This is a genomic window from Algoriphagus sanaruensis (assembly GCF_001593605.1).
GTDB lineage: Bacteria > Bacteroidota > Bacteroidia > Cytophagales > Cyclobacteriaceae > Algoriphagus > Algoriphagus sanaruensis.
On sequence record NZ_CP012836.1, the window covers coordinates 1,086,293 to 1,104,782 of the forward strand.

Genomic DNA, 18,490 nt, shown 5'->3' on the forward strand with positions numbered 1-18,490 from the left:
GACCCTATGGACTACCTCAATCAAATTCAAGAAGCTGTTTCATTTATTCAATCTCGTTTTTCCAAGTCTGTAGATTTGGGAGTCATTCTGGGAACTGGACTCGGAAGCCTCGGAAATCAAATCGATGTGGAATGTGAAATTAACTATGAGGATATTCCTCATTTTCCGATTTCTACTGTAGAAAGTCATTCTGGAAAATTGCTCTTCGGGACTATTTCTGGTAAACCTGTTGTAGCAATGAAAGGTAGATTTCACTACTATGAGGGGTATGCCATGAAGGAAGTAACCTTCCCCGTTCGGGTGATGAAATACCTCGGTGTAAAAACGCTGTTGGTTTCGAATGCTTCAGGAGGTTTGAATCCGAATCAGGAAGTGGGCGATGTGATGATCATCAGTGATCACATTAACCTATTCTCTGAAAACCCCCTTCGTGGGAAAAATTATGAGGAGCTCGGACCTAGATTTCCCGATATGAGTCAAGCCTATTCCAAACGACTAATTGAACTGGCACTTCAAATCGGGAAAGAGAATGGTGTCAAGTTACATACAGGCGTGTATTGTGGTGTGGAAGGCCCAAATCTCGAAACACCTGCTGAATACAAATACTTACGAATCATTGGTGGAGATGCCGTAGGGATGAGCACAGTACCGGAAGTCCTAGTGGCAAGACATATGGGGATGGAAGTATTTGGAATTTCCGCGATTACTGATTTGGGTGTGGAGGGAAAAATTCATGAAGTTTCACTCGCTGATGTAATTGCCGCCGCCGGAAAGGCCGAACCCGTCATGAGTCTAGTCATGAGGGAGTTGGTAACAAATATGTAAAAACAGAGAGGCCGGAATTTCAGGATTCCGGCCTCTCTGTTTTATTCTTGAGGAAGTTCGTCGATGGTTTGGACGAGTAAGTTCATAAAAGGCTTGATCTCTTCTGGCCAAGTTTCTGGCACTTTTCCGATTTGCCACCAAGCGATTCCGTCCTTATTTTCCAAGGCGACATAATAGCCCCCTTCCTCTTCGCATCCTGCACAAGCTATAAATTGAAGCGCGCGAGGGAAAAGGTAAGCCTCTGGAAGAGCTGTTCTCAAGTTTGCGGCTTTTGTAGCACTGCTATTATCGAGAGGAGTAGTTTTGTAGGTAATCACTGGAGCCTCCCGAAACGACCGCATATTATCGATGTAGAGTTTACCTTGGTCGTATTTATAAATTTGAATACAATTACCTTCGCAAAGAAGATTCCATCTTCCAAAAATGAACGCATCTACCTGAGGTTGTTCTTCCTCTTTGCACCCGGCAAAGAAAAGAAATACAAGGGCCGATAGTAGGATTATTCTTGCCATGAGTTTTTCCAGTTTCTTCCGATTGAGATTAACGATGCTTTTCCTAAACCGTTTGGATAATTCAACCACAAAATTTCAATAAAATTGCCTTTTTTGCTCCTATGATTTCGAAAGTTTTTAGACTTCTATTTCTCTTTTCCCTTTTGTTTGGACAGAGAGTCTATGCACAAACGGATTCCCTGACCTACATCTTTGGAAAAGAAGCCAATATCCCAAAATCTGGCACTTTTATTCTGACTGGAAAGATTCAAGTGGAGGGGGCTAAAGAAGGACTTCAAGGTGTGGGTGTGCATGTAGATGGACTGTATTCTGGCATTACTACGGACAAATTCGGCACCTACTTCATATCAATCACGCCAGGCTACCATCGCGTTACCTTTAGACATATTTCTTATATCCCCATTTTCACACAGGTCTATCTCTACGAAAACGGGGTGATCAACTTGGAAATGAAGGAGAAGAATTTTGAGTTGGAAGGAGTGGTCGTGATGTCGGATGAGCCTGATCGAAATGTTCGAAATCCAATTTCAGGTGTCGCTAAATTGACCACTCGAGAACTAAAAGCTATTCCGGCATTTCTTGGGGAGGCAGATATTTTTAAAGGACTTCAATTGCTCCCGGGAGTTTCTTCTGTAGGAGAAGGAACCTCAGGAATCAATGTGCGTGGAGCCAAAACCGATCAAAATTTACTGTTGATGAACGAAGCCTTAGTGCTAAGTTCTAATCATGCCTTGGGGTTTTTGTCGGCGTTTAATACCGATGTCACTGAGAATTTTACGTTGTACAAAGGGAATCTCCCTGCCAATTTTGGAGGAAGAGCAGGTTCTGCCTTGAATATTTTGATGCGTCCCGGGAATCGAGAAAGTTGGAGAGGGAGCTTTGGTATCGGGACTTCCAATGGTAAAATTTTAGTCGAAGGACCTTTGGCCAAAGAGAAAGTCTCTTTGATTTTGGGAGGGAGAATGTCCAATGTAAACTGGTTGCTCAATCAGGCTAGAAATCAAGATATTCAAAACAGCAAGCTTAATTTTTACGATGGCTATGGAGCCATTCAGTGGCAACTCAAGCCAGGGCATCAGTTGGAGTTAAATACCTTGATGACTGGTGATGAATTTCGATTTGCTGACCAATTTGGATATGATTGGCAGACAAGAGTGAGCTCCTTGAGATACAAAGGGCTGATTGGTGAGCAGATTTCAGTTACAGGATTGATTGCAGATGGAGATTTTACATCCACATTTTTTGATCCTGCTGGGGTAGATGCAGCACAGCTTACCAATGGGATTCGGTACCAGCAGGGAAAATTATCCGCAACATGGGCAGGAGAAAAATTTGCCCTAACGGCCGGAGCGGAAGCCATTCGCTATGCCGGGAGGCCAGAGCAACGTTCGACTTATTTACCAGAGGTTCAAGTGGTTCCTGAGCAAGTCTCCAAAGAACTTGGAGTTGAAGTTTCAGGATTTCTGACTTTGGATTATGAATTAGGAGAAAATACGGGTTTTGTTGCAGGATTGCGAAGAAGCATGTACAGCCAACAGGGACCAGATACGGTCTACACCTATTTTGCCGGACAGCCAATTCGAGAAATTTCAATTTCCGGTCAGGAGGTTTTTCCTTCCGGGAAAATTACGTCTTACTCCGGTTGGGAGCCTCGATTTTCTCTTCGACATAATTTGAGCGAGCAGCTTTCCCTGAAGCTGAGTTATGCCAGACTTTATCAATACATTCAGTCTATTTCCAACACCTTTGGGCCCACTCCAATCGACCTTTGGCAGTTAAGCACCCGGTATATTCAGCCTCAGCGATCTGATAATTTCTCAGCTGGATTTTTCAAAAATTCAAAGGATAATACCTGGGAGTTTTCTCTGGATGCGTTTTTCAGACGAATCGAGAATCAGGTAGAATACCGGGATTTTGCCCAAATATTTCTAAACCCACATTTGGAGACTGAACTGGTTTTTGGAAAGGGGAAAGCCTATGGCGCAGAAATGTTGATCAAAAAGAACCTCGGTGTGGTGACGGGATGGCTTGCTTATACCTATTCCCGTTCCTTGTTTCAGTCTCAGGGACTTTTTCCAGAGGAGCAAATCAACCGAAACGAATGGTATCCCTCCAATTATGACAAGCCTCATGAAGTCAATTTTATCCTAAGTCGAAAGATGTATCCCCGAGGCTTGTTTAATTTCTCCGTCAATTATGCCACAGGCCGACCTGTCAATGCAGTCAATGCTTCCTATGTCCTCAATGGAGGCTTGGTTGTCCCGGACTACAGCGATCGGAATCAATATCGGATTCCTGATTATTTCAGATTGGATTTGTCGTACACCGTGGAGAAAGTGTTTTCCAAAAAGGGTGATAGTTTGAACTTTAGTATTTACAATCTTTTGGGTAGAAAAAATGCCTATTCCGTATTCTGGCAGAAAGACGGAGATTCCAAACAGCTACGGCCGTATCGTTTGGCAATTTTGGGAGCAGTTTTCCCTTCTATTACTTACAGCATTTCATGGGGAGGTGATCATGATTAATCGACTGGCCAAAACCTGCTTTCTCTTGGTGATGCTCCTGGCCGCTTCCTGCGTGGAGCAAATCTCCTTTCCGATCGATAAGTTGGAAAAAGAGCGTCTGATTGTGTCAGGAGGGATTTCTGATTTGGATGAGCCTCAGGTGGTCTTCCTTTCAGTGACGACATCTGAAGCCCGCGAACCGGAGTTTTCAGGAGGATATTTTACCTTAAATGATCTTCCTCGTCCGGTTAGAAATGCCACAGTTTCCGTTCGGAATGAGCAGAATGGAGCTGCTTATTTCTTCAGGGAAACCTTAGCGGGTCGTTACGAATTGGCAGAGGGAAATCTCTTTTCTCCAGGAGAATCCTATTTCCTTCAAATTGAAATAGCAGGTCAGACGTATCGCTCGAGGCCTCAAGTTATGCCTGAGATTATTGGTTCCGATTTACTGAGTTACGAATTTGACCAGGATCAAGTAGGGACCAACCCAGAGGTAAATGTGGTGAAAATCCGATCTCAAGTCACCCTACCCGAGGCCAACGGAAATTACTATTTGAGATGGTCGGTTGACGAAGCTTACTATTGGGATTTGACCTTTTTCCCAAATCCATTCAATATTCCACCTCCGCAATGCTATGTATTTGATTTTCCAGATCCTGAGCGAATCACCCTGCTCGATGGAGATTTGGTCAACAATCCTGGAGGGGAAGCCGAGCAGCTTCTTGCAGTTCGACTCGTGGATCAATCCTTTTTGAGCCGTCATTATTTCAATGTCAGACAACTGAGTATTTCCGAAGAGGCCTTTACCTATTGGGGAAAAATCAGAACATTGGTCAATAACACCGGGTCAGTTTTTGATACACCCCCAGCTCCTGTTCGTGGAAATCTTTACAATGTAAATGATCCTGAAGAAGTGGTTTTGGGATTTTTCGAAGTGGCTAAAGGAAACATGACAAGGATTTATACCACTCGAGCAGATGTTCCCTTCTTTTTGGAAAAGGTCTGCGAGTATCTTCCAAACAAGAGACGAGACCAATACGAACCTACTTGTCTTAGTTGCAGTGTCTTTCCAAATAGTACCAATACGGCTCCAAAATGGTGGTTTGATCAGTGAAAAATTGCAGGAATCAGAAAAAGAAACAGCCTCGAAATTTGATATTCCGAGGCTGTTTTTTTGAGAATTCTAAGGGATTATTTTTTTGAACCCATGTAATCTACGACGAGATAACTTAAGGCTTTTACACCAAGGATAAATCCACTTTCATCCAAGTAAAAGTCAGGGGTGTGATGAGAAGGCGTTTTTAGAGGATCAGCACCGGGTTTCATCCCCCCTAGAAAAACAAAAACTCCGGGTTTTTCGCGTTGGAAAAAGCTGAAATCTTCCGAACCAGTCATAGGATCCATCAGGATTACATTTTCTTTTCCTGCCGCAGATTCTAGGCTTGGAAGCATCTGAGCGGTCAATTGTGGGTCATTGACTGTGGAGGGGTAAAGTCTAGTGATATTCACATCTGCTCGAGCTCCTGCACTTTCAGCAATATGGGTTGCGATTTGAGTGATGCGGCGGTGTACCAAGGCTTGTTGCTCATCACCAAAGGTTCGGATGGTTCCGATCATTTCTACTTTTTCCGGAATGATATTATGGCGAATCCCACCGTGGATGGCGCCTACCGAAACCACCGCAGGATTTTCAGTTACATTAACACTTCTGGAAAGGATAGTTTGTAAACCAGTTACGATCTGAGCAGATGTGACCACAGGATCTACTCCTGACCAAGGCGCGGCACCATGAGATTGCGTGCCATGCACGTCAATTCCAAGAATATCGACTGCAGCCATGGTAGGCCCTGGTCGGTAGCCGATTTTTCCGGCTTCGATTTGTGCCCAGATATGAAGGCCAAATACCGCATCAACATCAGTCATTACGCCTTCTTTTACCATCAATTCCGCACCAGCCATGTCCACATCAGACACGCCTTCTTCAGCAGGTTGGAAAATGAATTTTACAGAGCCTTGAAGTTGGTCTTTCATGGCAGCCATCACTTCTGCGACTCCCATTAAAATTGCCGTGTGGGAATCGTGTCCACAGGCATGCATTACCCCGGTTTGCTGTCCCGCAAACGTGGTCGTCACCGTAGATTTAAAAGGAAGATCAACTCGTTCGGTAACAGGAAGTGCGTCCATATCCGCTCGAAGGGCAACCATAGGTCCAGGTTTGCCTCCTTTGAGCACTCCTACCACTCCGGTAACTGCCACTTGCTCGGTGACTTCCATGCCTAAGGCCCGAAGGTGATCAGCAACTATCTTTGCGGTTCGTACTTCTTGATTTCCAAGTTCTGGATGCTGATGAAAATCCCTCCTCCATTCGATGACTTTTGGTTCAACCGCTCGAGCTTGCTTGTCTATTTCAGACCGAAGTTTGGATTGGCCTAAAGCACTGAAGGAGATACAGAGTAGTGGGAGTATGAATTTTTTCATGGTATTTATTTGGGTGAAATCAAAAATACTGAAATCATCCCGGAATATGGTCGTTTGAAATTGATAAACCTTTTCGAGCCTTATATCTGGCAGTATTAAACGAAAAACCCCTTTCGAAATATTCTCGAAAGGGGTTTTGATTGATTTTTTAAACCTAATGGGTTGGCTAAGGTTTGCCAGAATTACTTCTGCATTCCCATGAAATCCACCACAAAGTAGCTCATCACACGAAGTCCTAAGATAAATCCACTCTCATCAATGTAGAAATCTGGCGTATGGTGCGAAGGAGTTTTGGTAGGATCTCCACCTTTTTTCATACCACCAAGTCCGATAAACAATCCTGGTTTTTCACGCTGATAAAAGCTGAAATCTTCGGCTCCGGTTACTGGAGGATTCACGCGTACATTTTCCTTTCCCGCAGCTGCTTCGAGAGTTGATACCATTTTTGCTGTAAGGTCGGGATCATTTACGGTGGAAGGGTACAGTTTGGTGATATTTACTTCCGCTCTAGCTCCGGCACTTTCGGCTATATTGGTTGCTATTTCAGTAATTCTTCGGTGAACAAGATCTTGTTGATCCTCTCCGAAAGTTCGGATCGTTCCGATCATTTCTACTTTTTCAGGGATAATGTTGTGACGGATCCCTCCGTGGATAGCACCCACTGTGACTACCGCTGGATTTTGCGTCACGTTAACACTTCTGGAAAGAATAGTCTGGAGTCCCGTTAAGATTTGTGAAGCGGTTACTACTGGATCGACACCTGACCACGGAGAAGCACCATGCGCTTGAGTACCGTGAACAATGATTTCTAAATTATCTACAGCAGCTTGTGCTGGACCAGAGCGATAGCCGATTTTACCTACCTCGGTTTGGGAAGAAATATGAAGTCCAAAGATTGCATCCACATCTTTCATCACGCCTTGCTCGACCATTTGCTTGGCACCCCATGAGGTTACGCCAGGCTCGTATATTCCTTCTTCAGCAGGCTGGAAGATGAATTTCACATTTCCTTGAAGTTGGTCTTTCATGCTAGCCAGGATTTCTGCTACTCCCATCAAAATCGCCACGTGGGTATCATGACCACAAGCGTGCATCACACCGGTTTGTTGCCCATTGTAGGTGGCAGTTACAGTAGATTTGAATGGAAGATCCACACGCTCGCTTACTGGAAGTGCATCCATATCAGCTCTTAAGGCGACTGTTGGACCTGGTTTGCCTCCTTTAAGAACGCCTACCACGCCTGTCACGGCGACATTTTCAGTGACCTCTATGCCTAATGAGCGAAGGTGATCTGCAATTTTCTTTGCGGTACGAACTTCCTGATTACCAAGCTCTGGGTTTTGATGAATGTCTCGTCTCCACTCAATGACTTTAGTCTCGATTTCGGAAGCTTTTTTGTCAATACTTGGACGAAGTTTGGTTTGCCCAAAAGCAGTTGCGCTGATGATTAGTAAGGGTAAAATAAGTTTTTTCATTTCAAAATTGGGTTGATAGATTGGTGGGCCAAAGTTTGATTGGCTGAAAATAACAGGCTTCTAGGCTAAAAACCTTGACCATTGGAATAAAAAAGTTGAGTTGAGAACTTTTTGGACTCAAATGGCTTTTTCTTACAAAACATAATTGACTATGGAACTTCAAAATAAAGTCGCAGTAGTGACAGGAGTGAGTAAAGGAATTGGACTTGAACTCGTCAAATTACTCCTTGAAAAAGGCGTACAAGTAGCAGGTTGGGGAAGAACCTCACCCGATTTGAAATACCCAAATTTCCATTTTTTTACTTGTGATGTTTCGATTGAGGATCAGGTAGAGCAGGCTTTTCAGCAAACTGTTTCCAAGCTGGGTAATGATATCCGAATTTTGGTGAATAACGCGGGTTTTGGCGTAGCAAAGCCGTTTGAAACCATGAGCTCAGTGGAGTGGGTGTCCATGTTTGATACCAATGTTCATGGAATATTTTATGTCAGTAAGCGATTAATTCCAGCCATGAAAGCTGCCGATGAAGGACATATCGTCAATGTGGCCTCGATTGCAGGATTAAATGGGGTGGCCAATTTTGCGGGATACGTAGGGACCAAGCATGCGGTAAGAGGAATTTCTCATTCCATGTATATGGAGCTTCGAGATTTTGGAATTAAGGTGTCTACCATTTATCCAGGCTCAGTCCAAACCCACTTTTTTGATGAAATCCCCGGGATGCAGGCCCATGAAAATATGATGCGCCCTGTGGATGTTGCGACTACCATTGTGCAAACCTTGGAAACTCATCCTAACTATTTTGTAGCAGATGTAGAGTGTAGACCCTTGCGTCCGAAAGGCAAAAAATAATCTAAAAAGCTCCGAACCATTCAGATTCGGAGCTTTTTTTATCCCAATAATTGGTCGATTGTAACTTCTTTCGAAGAACTTACCTGGACCTCTTTTAATGGTTTGTATTCATCTATTGGATATTGCCAACCCTCATCACCCAATTCCCAAAGTAGAGGAGCCAGGTTTTGCACAGCTGCTTTGCATCCTTGAACGATCGCACCCATTTTTCCGGTTTGTTTGGATAATACCGCCTCATTCTCAATTTCAAATGGCCCTGTAAAGCCCTTTTCTTTGAGAATGTTTACAAAAGCTCTCCAGTCCATAGAATCCCCTAAACCAAAACCTGGGAGAGTCGCTTCGTAATGGTGCCGATCCCAGGAGTTGGTACTCGAAGGAATTCCCAATTTGTCTGCCCATTCCTTTCGAATTTGCTGCATGGGATACATATTTCCCCAAAAAGGATCCGGATTGTTTCGAGTGGATTTGACATGGATTCGCTTGAGACGACTCATATCGGTATGTTTGATCACTTCTACTGGGTCTGTATGTTGCCAAACATCATGTGAAGGATCATAAATTTCCCCGTGGTTTTTTTCAGGGACGAGTTCATACATTAGTTTTCGCGCAGCAAGAACTCCCGTCAGGTTATTGAATGTCCCGGTGAATCCTGAGCTTCTCCATCCTTCCATTGGGCAGTTTTCATACAATACTGTTACTCCCAAATCGGCTGCATAGCGGATGATTGGGCCAAAAATCCGTTGGTATTCGAGTAGGTTTTTCTCAAACCCTCCCTCTTCATTTCCAAGCTCGTGATTGTAGCCGACGAAAGTTCCGACTTTGACATCGTTTTCATCTCCACCCAAAAGATGAGCCATTCGGATCAATCGAAGGAGGTGATTTTGATTTTTGACCCGATGAATCGGATCTCCTCCGATCAAGTTTTCAAAAGCTCCTAAAGAAAGTCGGAGTTTGGCCATATTGAATTGAGCAATCAAAGCTTTGGCTTGGTCCGGTCCAAAATGCTCGTAATCCAAATGGGTCGCGACAAAATCATCTCGCGTTCCGTCTTTTCGAAAAACACAGAGGTCAAGGCCCTGAACACCAATTTCTAGTGCTTTCTCGATAGTTTGATCAAGGTTGAGCTGATCAAAAGCCGAGGTCATGATCCAGATAGGATTTGCCATATATTGAAGGTTTTGGCTAAAATTAAAAAAAGCCAAGAAGCTGCAAAACCAGCTTTATAAGGTCGGTGAAAATGGGTTCCCGTATTTATTTGAGTTACCTTTGACCCATGAAGGGAACGAAGGCGACGATACAAAGCAGAAAATTAGCATTGATCAAAGGTGTTTTGGAGATCGATGATGTCGAATCGATTGAATTTTTAGAAGCGTTTTTAAGAAATAAATTAAAGAGAGTTTCCAAAGAAGATCTCCTTGAAGTGGAATCCACCCTAAAAAAATAGCTTCTGACCTGAGTGAATACTCTTATTGGTCTTGGTACTTTTTACGAATTTCAATTTTGAGTTTTTGACGATCCCAAAGCGCTTGCGCCAAATCTTTGGCTACCTCTTCCGGTTTTGAAAAATGAAGGATTTCTTTGAGCCGATGTTCCGGAAGATCGATTCTGTAACAGATTTGAAGAAGTTTTTCCAAATTTCGATCCATTAGTTGACTGACCGCTTGGGTAAGAATTTGGACGGCTTTTTCCTCAGAAAACTCCTCTTTTACTTCAGGAAGAGAAAAGTCTTGACAGACTAACTGGTAGATTTCTGAGGGTTGAGTGGCCATTGTGACAAAAAAAGCCCCGAAAAATCCGGGGCATAAATTAAGCTTCTTTTTCTGTTTCTGGTTGTTCCTGAAGGACCTCAGGAGCTGCGTTTCGGATGATTTGATACCAAGCGTTTAGCTTTTTGATATCAGAAGTATACACTCGAGCTTCATCAAAATCAGGAAGTACTGATTTCAGAAAAGCTCTCAGTTCTGAATCTGAAGCACTCGAATCTACACCCGTGTCTCCTTGGTATTCTGCTTCAATTTTTTTCATGACCGACTCAAGAGGTTCTGCTCCTTCTTCCGTCATGGTATAGATTGAAATATCGCTCAAAATGGATACTCTCATGGACATCCCTGCTACTAATTTGGATTTCTTTTCATCCAAAGATTCCAAAATCACACCTGAGCGGGTTGGCTTAAGTACTTTATACAATCCCGGCTTTCCAGCCACTGTGGCAATGTCTTTAAAATTCATAGTCGTTGATTTCTGCCTGCAAATATAGAATTATCAATCAATTTGTATTCTCTGATTCGTATTCGGCGACCAGCTCCTCAATAAACGAAGTAAGCTCATCCTTGCCGGTGGATTTTTCGGAAGAGGTGACAAAATGGTCGGGAATTTCTCCAAAAATATCCTCCATTTTACCTAAAAATCCCTTGACGTTTTTGTCTGTTTGGGATTTTGAAAGTTTGTCTGCCTTGGTAAATACCAGCGCAAACGGTACACCTTGATCTCCACACCAATGCAGGAATTCCAGATCGATTTTTTGAGGTTCTAGTCGGCTATCGATCAGCACAAATACTCCGCAAAGGTTACTTCTTTTGGTGAGGTACTCACTGATCATGACCTCCCATTTTTCCTTTTTGTCTTTGCTCACTTTAGCAAATCCATAGCCCGGTAAATCGACCATATACCATCGATTGTCGATCATAAAATGATTGATCAATTGGGTTTTTCCTGGTTTTTGAGAGGTTTTAGCAAGTTCCTTAACCCCAGTCAGCATATTGATCAGCGAGCTTTTGCCCACATTGGATCGACCGATGAAGGCGATTTCTGCCCGGTCGGCTTTGGGACATTTGGCGGGGTTGGTGTTACTGACAACAAATTCTGCTTTTCGGATCATGACTTTCTAATTGGTCTCAAAAGTACGGTTTTATTTTGGAAGGCCTTTGCGCTGAAATGCATCAACAATTTTCAATTCCTTGGGTTTCTGTAGTAATATTGCCCCACAAAAGAAATTTTCGATGTCCGTAGTACCCTATAAAGACAAGCAAGATCCCAAAAAAGCACAGGTAGCTGAAATGTTTAACAATATCAGCCCCAAGTATGACTTGCTGAATCATGTGCTCAGTTTAGGAATTGATATCATTTGGAGAAAGAAAGCAGTCAAAATGCTGAAAAAAGATGCTCCAAAGCTGATTTTGGATATTGCTACCGGCACCGGAGACTTTGCAATTGAGGCTTTGGCCTTGAATCCTGATAAAATCATCGGTGTGGACATTTCCGAAGGAATGTTGTCCGAAGGCCGTAAAAAAATGATTAGGCGGGGCTTGGATCAAAAAATCGAAATGCACCTAGGAGATTCCGAAGGTTTGCAGTTTGAGGATAATAAGTTCGATGCAGTGATCGTTTCTTTTGGAGTCAGAAATTTTGAGAATTTGGAGAAAGGACTGGCGGATATGTATCGGGTACTCAAGCCAGGTGGTAAGACTGTGATTTTGGAATTTAGTAAGCCTAAGGCGTTTCCAATGAAACAAGCCTATTCATTCTATTCCAATACTGTCCTTCCGCAGATCGGTAAAATTGTATCCAAAGACAATTCTGCTTATACTTATCTTCCAGAGTCTGTACAAGCTTTCCCTGACGGAGAGGATTTTCTGGCCGTATTGAAAAAAGTAGGATTTCACAGCACCTTATGCAAGCCACTCACTTTTGGAATCAGCTCCATCTACGTAGGAACCAAGTAACCCTTCTCTTTTTATTCGTTTTCGGATTTGCCGGAAGTGGATTTGCGCAAGGCATGTTTGGATTGACCAGTACTTCTGGATCGGACGATAAGCTGATTTCTTATGGGTTCTTTTTGGCGGTACATCGCTCGGCCTACCAAATCAAATACTCGGATCAATATTTTGATCAGAATTTGAATAACCCCAACGGCATATACTCCATTTATCCCAAATATACTCCGGGATTTTCCCTGGGATTTACCGGGATTTTAAGGGTTCATGATCAGGTGAATTTTCTGTTTACTCCCAAAATTGGGTTTTATGAGTACCGGATGGACATCAATTACCTAGATGCCACAGCTACTACCGTCCCCGGAACAGATAACAATTCAGCCAATTACCTCGGCTATCGTACGGAAGAAGTGGTCAATGAGGCTACTATGGTAGAACTTCCGCTTTTGTTTAAGTATCGTTCGCAGCGATTTAATAACACGCGAATGTATTTCTTGGGAGGAGCGAGTTATCAATTTCGGACAAAGACCCAAGATGAAGCGAATTTAGATCCGATTGTTACCACCGGAAAGGATTTTACGCTGGAAGCGGGAATGGGCTTTGAGATTTATTTTAGGTACTTCAAGTTTGCCCCGGAGATTAGATTCTCTCATGGCTTGAACAACTTGTATTATCCGGAAAAAACCAATCCAGACATCTCCAATTACATTTCTTCCATCAAACGAAAGGGGATTACTATTTACCTTAACTTCCAATAAATACGGAATCAATTCCGTAAAAAAAGAAGGGTTTTTGGAGGCTTTTGCAGTCAAATCAAAGTGGGCTGGGCAATATTTTTTATTTTAAACCCAGTTAATACGCCCCCAAATAACCCGACCTGCTATGAAGCATCCCTTATGGACTTTGCTTGTCCTGACTGTAATCATCCTATCATTTCTTTCGTTTTTTGTATTGTTTTCTGAGGAAACTCTGGAGCCCAAACTCGGACCGATTCCTTATGTTTTTTGGGTGAGTTTTGGAGTCACTTGCCTGATAGTCTTGGCCACCTATTTAGGCTCCAAAGTTTTCCCATTTGAAAACAATCGGAAGTCATGAAAGTCTGGTTGGTTTTCTTCTTTGTGGTATTTCTGGCATCCTTGGTGTATGCCTCCTACAAGTCTTACCGAAAAAATAGAAGCTCGGACGAATTTATGCTCGCTGGCTCAAATATTGGGGCAATTTTAGGATTTCTTACCTTCTCAGCAGCTTTGTTTAGTGCCTTTACCTTTATGGGAATGCCGGATTTTTTCCGAGTTCATGGGGTAGGCGCATGGATCTTCTTGGGGTTATCAGATGCGCTGATGGTATTTTTCCTGCTTTGGTTTGGGTATTCCCTTCGCCGTAGAGCTGCACAAGTTGGATATAAGGGCGTGGCAGGCTTTGTTCAAAATTGCTTTCAAAACAAATGGGCGGGGTATTTGGTGTTTTTGAGTTCCTTTTTGTTTTTAATTCCTTACGTAGCCATTCAAATTCGAGGAATTTCCATCTTCCTAAACGCCGCCTTTCCAGACTTTCTTCCGTACTGGGGTTGGTCCGGTCTACTGGTTGTCCTGATGCTGGTTTATTCAGAAATTGGAGGGCTGAAAGCTATTATGTATAGTGATGCGATTCAGGGGGTAATACTTCTGGTTGTGATTTGGATCATTGGATTGACCTGTCTAAAAATGGCTGGAGGATTGGAAGCTGGGACAGAAGCCGTGCTAGCAAGCAATTCTGAGCTTCTTTCTTTGCCAGGGCCAAAAGGCCTTTTTAGCAGTCCGTTTTTGATTGCATCCGCGATCGCAATCGTGATGATTCCGGTTTCTCAGCCTCAGTTTACCACAAGGTTGGTGGTGATGAAAGACCTAAAATCAGTCCACAAAATGGCGTATGCAGTTGGGATTTTTGCGATTTTGGTCATTCTTCCTACTGCTTTTATCGGCTTGTATGGAGCTGTAACCTATCCTGAAAGTTCCACGGCAGACTTCCTTTCTTCGGCCCTACTTTTTGATCAAGCGGAAGCAGTTGGAGCCCTAGCGGTGGTAGGGTTGTTTGCGGCATGTCTTTCTACTACCAATGCCCAAATTTTCGCATTGGGTACTGAACTTCGCTCTCTTTTGAAGGGGGATGAAAAGAAAAGCATGCGGATAACCCAAATCGGAATTTTGGTTTTTTCGATTATCGTACTTGTATTTTCTTCTGTGATCAGTGATGAGTTAGTCTTACTTGCCCGTGTGAGTTTTGCGGGTACTTCAATGATTGCTCCCGTAGTTTTAGGCGCAGTCTTATTTCAAAAACCACCCAAATCGCTCTTGGTGATTTCAGCATTTGCATTGGGATATTTTGTCTTGTCCTTGATCGGTTGGGTTCCTGCAGGATTTGCGGGTTTGCCTACGGATGCAGCGATGTATTTGATTCTGATTCCAACCACAGCCTTGGTGATGGGAATCCATTATTTCACTCAAAAGAAAGTTCATGAAGCTTGATCATTCCATTTCGCTTGAACGCGTGGCTCAGCAACTACCTAGATTTTGGGAGCTGTCTGGTCAAAAAATAAAATCCATCGAATCCACCTTTGATACGCAAAAAGGTGCTCCTGTATTTACCGAGAAAGGAATCTATGTCACCCGAGACTGGACAGAATGGACACAGGGTTTTCAGTTTGGATCCGCCATTCTCCAGTTTGACGCCACAGGAGATGATACTTTCTTGGAGATTGGTCGGAAAAACACCATTGAAAAAATGGCTCCTCATCTCACACATATTGGGGTGCATGATCATGGATTCAATAATGTCAGTACCTATGGAAACCTTCTTCGTCTGATTCGAGAAGGGAAAATTCAGGGCACATTTTGGGAGGAAGAATTTTACAAATTGGCACTGAAAGTAACAGGTGCAGTCCAAGCAACGCGCTGGACAAAGATTCCAACCGGCGGATTTATCTATTCCTTCAATGGTCCTCATTCTTTGTTTGTCGATACCATTCGAAGCTGCCGAGCCTTAGTCGTTTCACATCAACTAGGTCATGTGCTCCAGGGAGAAAATGATCGACGAATTTCCTTGATTGAGCGAGCGATTCAACACTTGTTGAGCACTGTGAGATTTTCGATTTTTTATGGAAAAGGTCGAGATAGCTATGACGTTTCCGGTCGAACTGCCCATGAAATTATCTTCAATACCAATGATGGCAATTACCGCTGTCCCAATTCCCAGCAAGGATATACGGGCTTCAGCACTTGGACAAGGGGCTTAGCTTGGGCGATCTGTGGATTGGGAGAGACTCTCGAAATACTCGATCGGTTAAATCCGGAAGATTATCAGGGCGTGATTTCCAAAGCAGATTTGATCCAAGAACTCACCCAAGCTGCCTTAGCCACTTCTGAATTTTACCTTGCAAATACGCCAACCGATGGAATTCCTTATTGGGATACAGGAGCGCCAAATCTGCATCTAATGGGCGATTATCTCCACCGGCCTGCAGACCCTTTCAATGCCTTTGAGCCAGTGGATAGTTCTGCTGCCTGTATTGCGGCTCAAGGATTGATTCGAATCGGAAATTCGCTGAAAGATCATCACACCGAGACTGCTCAGCGATTTATTCAGGCAGGGATTCAATTGGCATCGGTATTATTTTCTGAGCCCTATCTGTCGGTGGATCCAAACCATCAGGGCTTAGTCCTTCATTCCATTTACCATCAGCCTAATGGTTGGGATTTTGTTCCGGAGCAAGGGAAAGTCGCCCATGGAGAATCCAGTATGTGGGGAGATTATCACGCTAGAGAATTGGCTCTTTTGCTTCATCGGATGGCTAATCAGGAGACCTATTATTCCTATTTGAACTGTGTAGAATCATGAGTGGGAAATACAAGCCTCAATATCCTCGCATTGCGCAGCTAAAAACAGCCGAATTGTTTCGCAGCCATTTGAGCCAAGAACAGATTCCGCTGTCATTTGACGAAGAATTGGTTTCTGGCCAAGCCTCTTATTTTGCCAAGCCTTTTACCTTGGAGTCAGGGCGGAAAATTGGAAACTCCATGTGTATCCTTCCCATGGAGGGATGGGATGGAACTGTCGATGGCAGACCTACCGATTTGACTAAAAGGCGTTGGAAAAACTTCGCCTTAAGTGGTGCAAAGTTGCTATGGGGCTGTGAAGCGGTGGCGGTGCGTCACGAAGGGCGGGCCAATCCCAATCAACTGCTTCTTACCGAAGATACCTTTTCGGAGTTTGTGGATTTGTTTGAACTCGTTCAACATACTCACGAGGAGGTTTTTGGAGATACCTCCGATTTGCTGGTTGGGTTGCAGTTGACTCATTCGGGGAGATTCTGCAAGCCGAATGACAAAAAGCAAATGGAGCCTAAAATCCTTTATTCTCATCCTGTATTGAATCCTAAGTTTGGATTAAAGGAAGACTATCCAATTATGACCGATGAAGAGATCGATTCAATTATTGAGGACTACATTCGAGCAGCGGCTTTAGCACAAAAGGCTGGATTTCACTTTGTCGACATCAAGCATTGCCATGGATATTTGGGACATGAGTTTCTCAGTGCGTATGACCGTGAGGGGAAATATGGAGGGAGCTTTGAAAACAGGACGAGATTTCTGAGAGACATCGTCAGCGGGATTCGCACGGCTGCTCCAGGTTTGGAAATAGGGGTTCGACTCAGCATTTTCGACTGGGTGCCTTTCCAAAAAGGTCCCGAAGAAAAGGGAGTTCCCGCTATGCAGCAACCCTATCGATATGCTTTTGGTGGGGCAGAAAATGGAGTCGAAGAAGACTTTGCCGAGTCTTCTGCATTTTTGAAGTTGCTCTCCGAGCTGGGGATTGAATTGCTTTGTACCACTGCCGGTAGTCCTTATTACAATCCTCATATTCAGCGACCCGCTTTATTTCCTCCTTCAGATGGATATTTGCCACCTGAGGACCCGCTACATGGAGTTGCGAGGCAAATCGCTGCGACAGCCCAGATTAAGAGTACTTTCCCTGAATTTTATGTGGTAGGTTCGGCCTATTCGTATTTGCAAGAATGGCTTCCAAATGTAGGTCAGGAGGTCTTGAGAACCGGTAAAGCAGACTCCATCGGATTTGGACGAATGGTCTTAAGCTATCCGGATATGCCGGCAGATCTCCTCAAAGGAGAAGGACTCAGACGAGCGAAAATCTGTCGGACCTTTTCGGATTGTACTACCGCACCACGAAATGGAATGATCTCGGGATGTTTTCCGTTGGATCCATACTATAAGCAAATGCCAGAATACGAACAACTTAAAACTCTAAAAGGAGAATGAATCGGGTAGCATTAATTACAGGAGGGACAAGAGGGATTGGTTTGGGAATCGCTAAAAAACTAGCGGCAGAGGGAATCGATTTGGCGATCAATGGGGTGAGATCAGAGCAGGAAGTAAGTGCTGTTCTGGAAGAACTTCGAAAATTTGGAGTCCAAGTGGCCTATTTTCCGGGTGATATTTCCAAGACCCAAGATCGGGATTCGATCGTCTCAGGCGTAAAGGCGCACTTTGGGAAGTTGAATTTTTTGGTTAATAACGCCGGAGTGGCGCCACGCGTACGGGCAGATATTTTGGAAGTCGCTGAGGAAGATTTCGATCACCTGATTTCCATCAATCTCCGAGGTACATTTTTCTTGAGTCAAGCTGTAGCCTCCTGGATGATCAAGCAAAAGGAAGCTTATTCCTTGGATTCTTTTTCCATAGTGACCATTACTTCCGTTTCAGCAAAGCTAGCTTCCACCAATCGAGCCGTGTATTGCATGGCAAAATCCGGATTATCGATGATGTCCCAAGTTTTTGCCGTCAAATTGGCTGAGTTTGGGATTCCGGTGTATGAAATCCAGCCAGGAGTTATTGAAACTGACATGACGGAAAAGGTGAAGGAAGTCTACCAAGAACGCATTCAGCATGGATTGACCTTGGAGCCTAGGATGGGTCAGCCCGAGGATATTGGTAAAGTGGTCGCAGCACTAGTGAGAGGAGATCTCAGCTATGCGACCGGGCAAATCATCGCCGTAGACGGGGGAATGATGGTAGGTCGGTTGTAGAAATTGGATCAGTAGGAACATTTTTAATGACTAACCATTCGTCCATTTTGAAAA

18 protein-coding genes are annotated in these 18,490 nt (G+C 43.8%); 11 read left to right on the forward strand and 7 right to left on the reverse strand.

Features of this window, described 5'->3' with window-relative positions:
- The first annotated feature begins 6 nt into the window (after nt 1-6).
- A complete protein-coding gene (locus tag AO498_RS04850; RefSeq protein WP_067544351.1) occupies nt 7-825 on the forward strand; it encodes a purine-nucleoside phosphorylase in 819 nt (272 codons plus the stop codon).
- A 41-nt stretch (nt 826-866) separates the two neighbouring features.
- Here AO498_RS04850 and AO498_RS04855 read toward each other — a convergent pair whose 3' ends face one another.
- On the reverse strand, nt 867-1,337 hold the full coding sequence (locus tag AO498_RS04855) for a hypothetical protein (RefSeq protein ID WP_148660188.1): 471 nt from the start codon (nt 1,335-1,337) through the stop codon (nt 867-869).
- Nucleotides 1,338-1,438: 101 nt separating this feature from the next.
- Between AO498_RS04855 and AO498_RS04860 the strand changes: the two genes are divergently transcribed.
- Nucleotides 1,439-3,862 (forward strand): TonB-dependent receptor, encoded by a 2,424-nt coding sequence (locus AO498_RS04860; RefSeq protein ID WP_067544353.1) that lies wholly within the window; start codon nt 1,439-1,441, stop codon nt 3,860-3,862.
- Nucleotides 3,855-4,955 (forward strand): DUF4249 domain-containing protein, encoded by a 1,101-nt coding sequence (locus AO498_RS04865; protein ID WP_067544354.1) that lies wholly within the window; start codon nt 3,855-3,857, stop codon nt 4,953-4,955. Before AO498_RS04860 ends, AO498_RS04865 begins: the two co-directional genes overlap by 8 nt.
- Before the next feature lie 77 nt (nt 4,956-5,032).
- Here the strand turns inward: AO498_RS04865 and AO498_RS04870 are convergent, their stop codons facing one another.
- Both AO498_RS04870 and AO498_RS04875 read right to left on the reverse strand, forming a co-directional pair.
- Entirely contained in the window at nt 5,033-6,319 is a 1,287-nt protein-coding gene (locus tag AO498_RS04870) for an amidohydrolase (protein ID WP_067544356.1), read from the reverse strand.
- Between the two features lie 182 nt (nt 6,320-6,501).
- Nucleotides 6,502-7,794 carry an amidohydrolase gene (locus tag AO498_RS04875; RefSeq protein ID WP_067544358.1) on the reverse strand — a complete coding sequence of 431 codons (1,293 nt, stop codon included), beginning with the start codon at nt 7,792-7,794 and terminating at the stop codon, nt 6,502-6,504.
- A gap of 151 nt (nt 7,795-7,945) precedes the next feature.
- Here AO498_RS04875 and AO498_RS04880 point away from each other — a divergent pair, with 151 nt between their 5' ends.
- A complete protein-coding gene (locus tag AO498_RS04880) occupies nt 7,946-8,644 on the forward strand; it encodes an SDR family oxidoreductase (RefSeq protein ID WP_067544361.1) in 699 nt (232 codons plus the stop codon).
- A gap of 38 nt (nt 8,645-8,682) precedes the next feature.
- Here AO498_RS04880 and AO498_RS04885 read toward each other — a convergent pair whose 3' ends face one another.
- The 4 genes from AO498_RS04885 to yihA all read right to left on the reverse strand — a co-directional run bounded on the left by AO498_RS04885 (nt 8,683) and on the right by yihA (nt 11,522).
- The gene (locus AO498_RS04885; RefSeq protein WP_067544363.1) at nt 8,683-9,810 is read right to left on the reverse strand and encodes a sugar phosphate isomerase/epimerase family protein; all 1,128 of its coding nucleotides are present in this window, start codon (nt 9,808-9,810) and stop codon (nt 8,683-8,685) included.
- A 300-nt stretch (nt 9,811-10,110) separates the two neighbouring features.
- The gene (locus AO498_RS04890) at nt 10,111-10,413 is read right to left on the reverse strand and encodes a hypothetical protein (protein WP_067544365.1); all 303 of its coding nucleotides are present in this window, start codon (nt 10,411-10,413) and stop codon (nt 10,111-10,113) included.
- 37 nt (nt 10,414-10,450) lie between these two features.
- Nucleotides 10,451-10,873: a DUF5606 family protein gene (locus AO498_RS04895; RefSeq protein ID WP_067544366.1), complete on the reverse strand. Its 423-nt coding sequence runs from the start codon at nt 10,871-10,873 to the stop codon at nt 10,451-10,453.
- 37 nt (nt 10,874-10,910) lie between these two features.
- Nucleotides 10,911-11,522, reverse strand: a complete 612-nt coding sequence (yihA, locus tag AO498_RS04900) for a ribosome biogenesis GTP-binding protein YihA/YsxC (protein WP_067544368.1) — start codon at nt 11,520-11,522, stop codon at nt 10,911-10,913.
- A 121-nt stretch (nt 11,523-11,643) separates the two neighbouring features.
- Between yihA and ubiE the strand changes: the two genes are divergently transcribed.
- From ubiE to AO498_RS04930, 7 genes are all read left to right on the forward strand, one after another.
- Nucleotides 11,644-12,366: a bifunctional demethylmenaquinone methyltransferase/2-methoxy-6-polyprenyl-1,4-benzoquinol methylase UbiE gene (ubiE, locus tag AO498_RS04905; protein ID WP_067544370.1), complete on the forward strand. Its 723-nt coding sequence runs from the start codon at nt 11,644-11,646 to the stop codon at nt 12,364-12,366.
- Nucleotides 12,315-13,115, forward strand: a complete 801-nt coding sequence (gene porT / locus AO498_RS04910; RefSeq protein WP_067544372.1) for a type IX secretion/gliding motility protein PorT/SprT — start codon at nt 12,315-12,317, stop codon at nt 13,113-13,115. The genes ubiE and porT overlap by 52 nt, the downstream gene beginning before the upstream one ends.
- Before the next feature lie 124 nt (nt 13,116-13,239).
- Nucleotides 13,240-13,452, forward strand: coding sequence for a hypothetical protein (locus AO498_RS17145; protein WP_148660189.1), 213 nt, complete (start codon nt 13,240-13,242; stop codon nt 13,450-13,452).
- The gene (locus tag AO498_RS04915) at nt 13,449-14,861 is read left to right on the forward strand and encodes a sodium:solute symporter family protein (RefSeq protein WP_067544374.1); all 1,413 of its coding nucleotides are present in this window, start codon (nt 13,449-13,451) and stop codon (nt 14,859-14,861) included. Before AO498_RS17145 ends, AO498_RS04915 begins: the two co-directional genes overlap by 4 nt.
- Nucleotides 14,851-16,230, forward strand: coding sequence for a glycoside hydrolase family 88 protein (locus tag AO498_RS04920; protein WP_067544376.1), 1,380 nt, complete (start codon nt 14,851-14,853; stop codon nt 16,228-16,230). Before AO498_RS04915 ends, AO498_RS04920 begins: the two co-directional genes overlap by 11 nt.
- Nucleotides 16,227-17,669, forward strand: a complete 1,443-nt coding sequence (locus AO498_RS04925; protein WP_067544379.1) for an oxidoreductase — start codon at nt 16,227-16,229, stop codon at nt 17,667-17,669. The genes AO498_RS04920 and AO498_RS04925 overlap by 4 nt, the downstream gene beginning before the upstream one ends.
- Entirely contained in the window at nt 17,666-18,436 is a 771-nt protein-coding gene (locus AO498_RS04930) for a 3-ketoacyl-ACP reductase (RefSeq protein WP_067544383.1), read from the forward strand. The genes AO498_RS04925 and AO498_RS04930 overlap by 4 nt, the downstream gene beginning before the upstream one ends.
- Nucleotides 18,437-18,490 lie beyond the last annotated feature (54 nt).

Coding starts and splice junctions, on each gene's coding strand:
- AO498_RS04850 (WP_067544351.1), top strand. CDS start 7: ATGGACTACCTCAATCAAATTCAAGAAGCTGTTTCATTTATTCAATCT.
- AO498_RS04855 (WP_148660188.1), bottom strand. CDS start 1,337: ATGGCAAGAATAATCCTACTATCGGCCCTTGTATTTCTTTTCTTTGCC.
- AO498_RS04860 (WP_067544353.1), top strand. CDS start 1,439: ATGATTTCGAAAGTTTTTAGACTTCTATTTCTCTTTTCCCTTTTGTTT.
- AO498_RS04865 (WP_067544354.1), top strand. CDS start 3,855: ATGATTAATCGACTGGCCAAAACCTGCTTTCTCTTGGTGATGCTCCTG.
- AO498_RS04870 (WP_067544356.1), bottom strand. CDS start 6,319: ATGAAAAAATTCATACTCCCACTACTCTGTATCTCCTTCAGTGCTTTA.
- AO498_RS04875 (WP_067544358.1), bottom strand. CDS start 7,794: ATGAAAAAACTTATTTTACCCTTACTAATCATCAGCGCAACTGCTTTT.
- AO498_RS04880 (WP_067544361.1), top strand. CDS start 7,946: ATGGAACTTCAAAATAAAGTCGCAGTAGTGACAGGAGTGAGTAAAGGA.
- AO498_RS04885 (WP_067544363.1), bottom strand. CDS start 9,810: ATGGCAAATCCTATCTGGATCATGACCTCGGCTTTTGATCAGCTCAAC.
- AO498_RS04890 (WP_067544365.1), bottom strand. CDS start 10,413: ATGGCCACTCAACCCTCAGAAATCTACCAGTTAGTCTGTCAAGACTTT.
- AO498_RS04895 (WP_067544366.1), bottom strand. CDS start 10,873: ATGAATTTTAAAGACATTGCCACAGTGGCTGGAAAGCCGGGATTGTAT.
- yihA (WP_067544368.1), bottom strand. CDS start 11,522: ATGATCCGAAAAGCAGAATTTGTTGTCAGTAACACCAACCCCGCCAAA.
- ubiE (WP_067544370.1), top strand. CDS start 11,644: ATGTCCGTAGTACCCTATAAAGACAAGCAAGATCCCAAAAAAGCACAG.
- porT (WP_067544372.1), top strand. CDS start 12,315: ATGCAAGCCACTCACTTTTGGAATCAGCTCCATCTACGTAGGAACCAA.
- AO498_RS17145 (WP_148660189.1), top strand. CDS start 13,240: ATGAAGCATCCCTTATGGACTTTGCTTGTCCTGACTGTAATCATCCTA.
- AO498_RS04915 (WP_067544374.1), top strand. CDS start 13,449: ATGAAAGTCTGGTTGGTTTTCTTCTTTGTGGTATTTCTGGCATCCTTG.
- AO498_RS04920 (WP_067544376.1), top strand. CDS start 14,851: ATGAAGCTTGATCATTCCATTTCGCTTGAACGCGTGGCTCAGCAACTA.
- AO498_RS04925 (WP_067544379.1), top strand. CDS start 16,227: ATGAGTGGGAAATACAAGCCTCAATATCCTCGCATTGCGCAGCTAAAA.
- AO498_RS04930 (WP_067544383.1), top strand. CDS start 17,666: ATGAATCGGGTAGCATTAATTACAGGAGGGACAAGAGGGATTGGTTTG.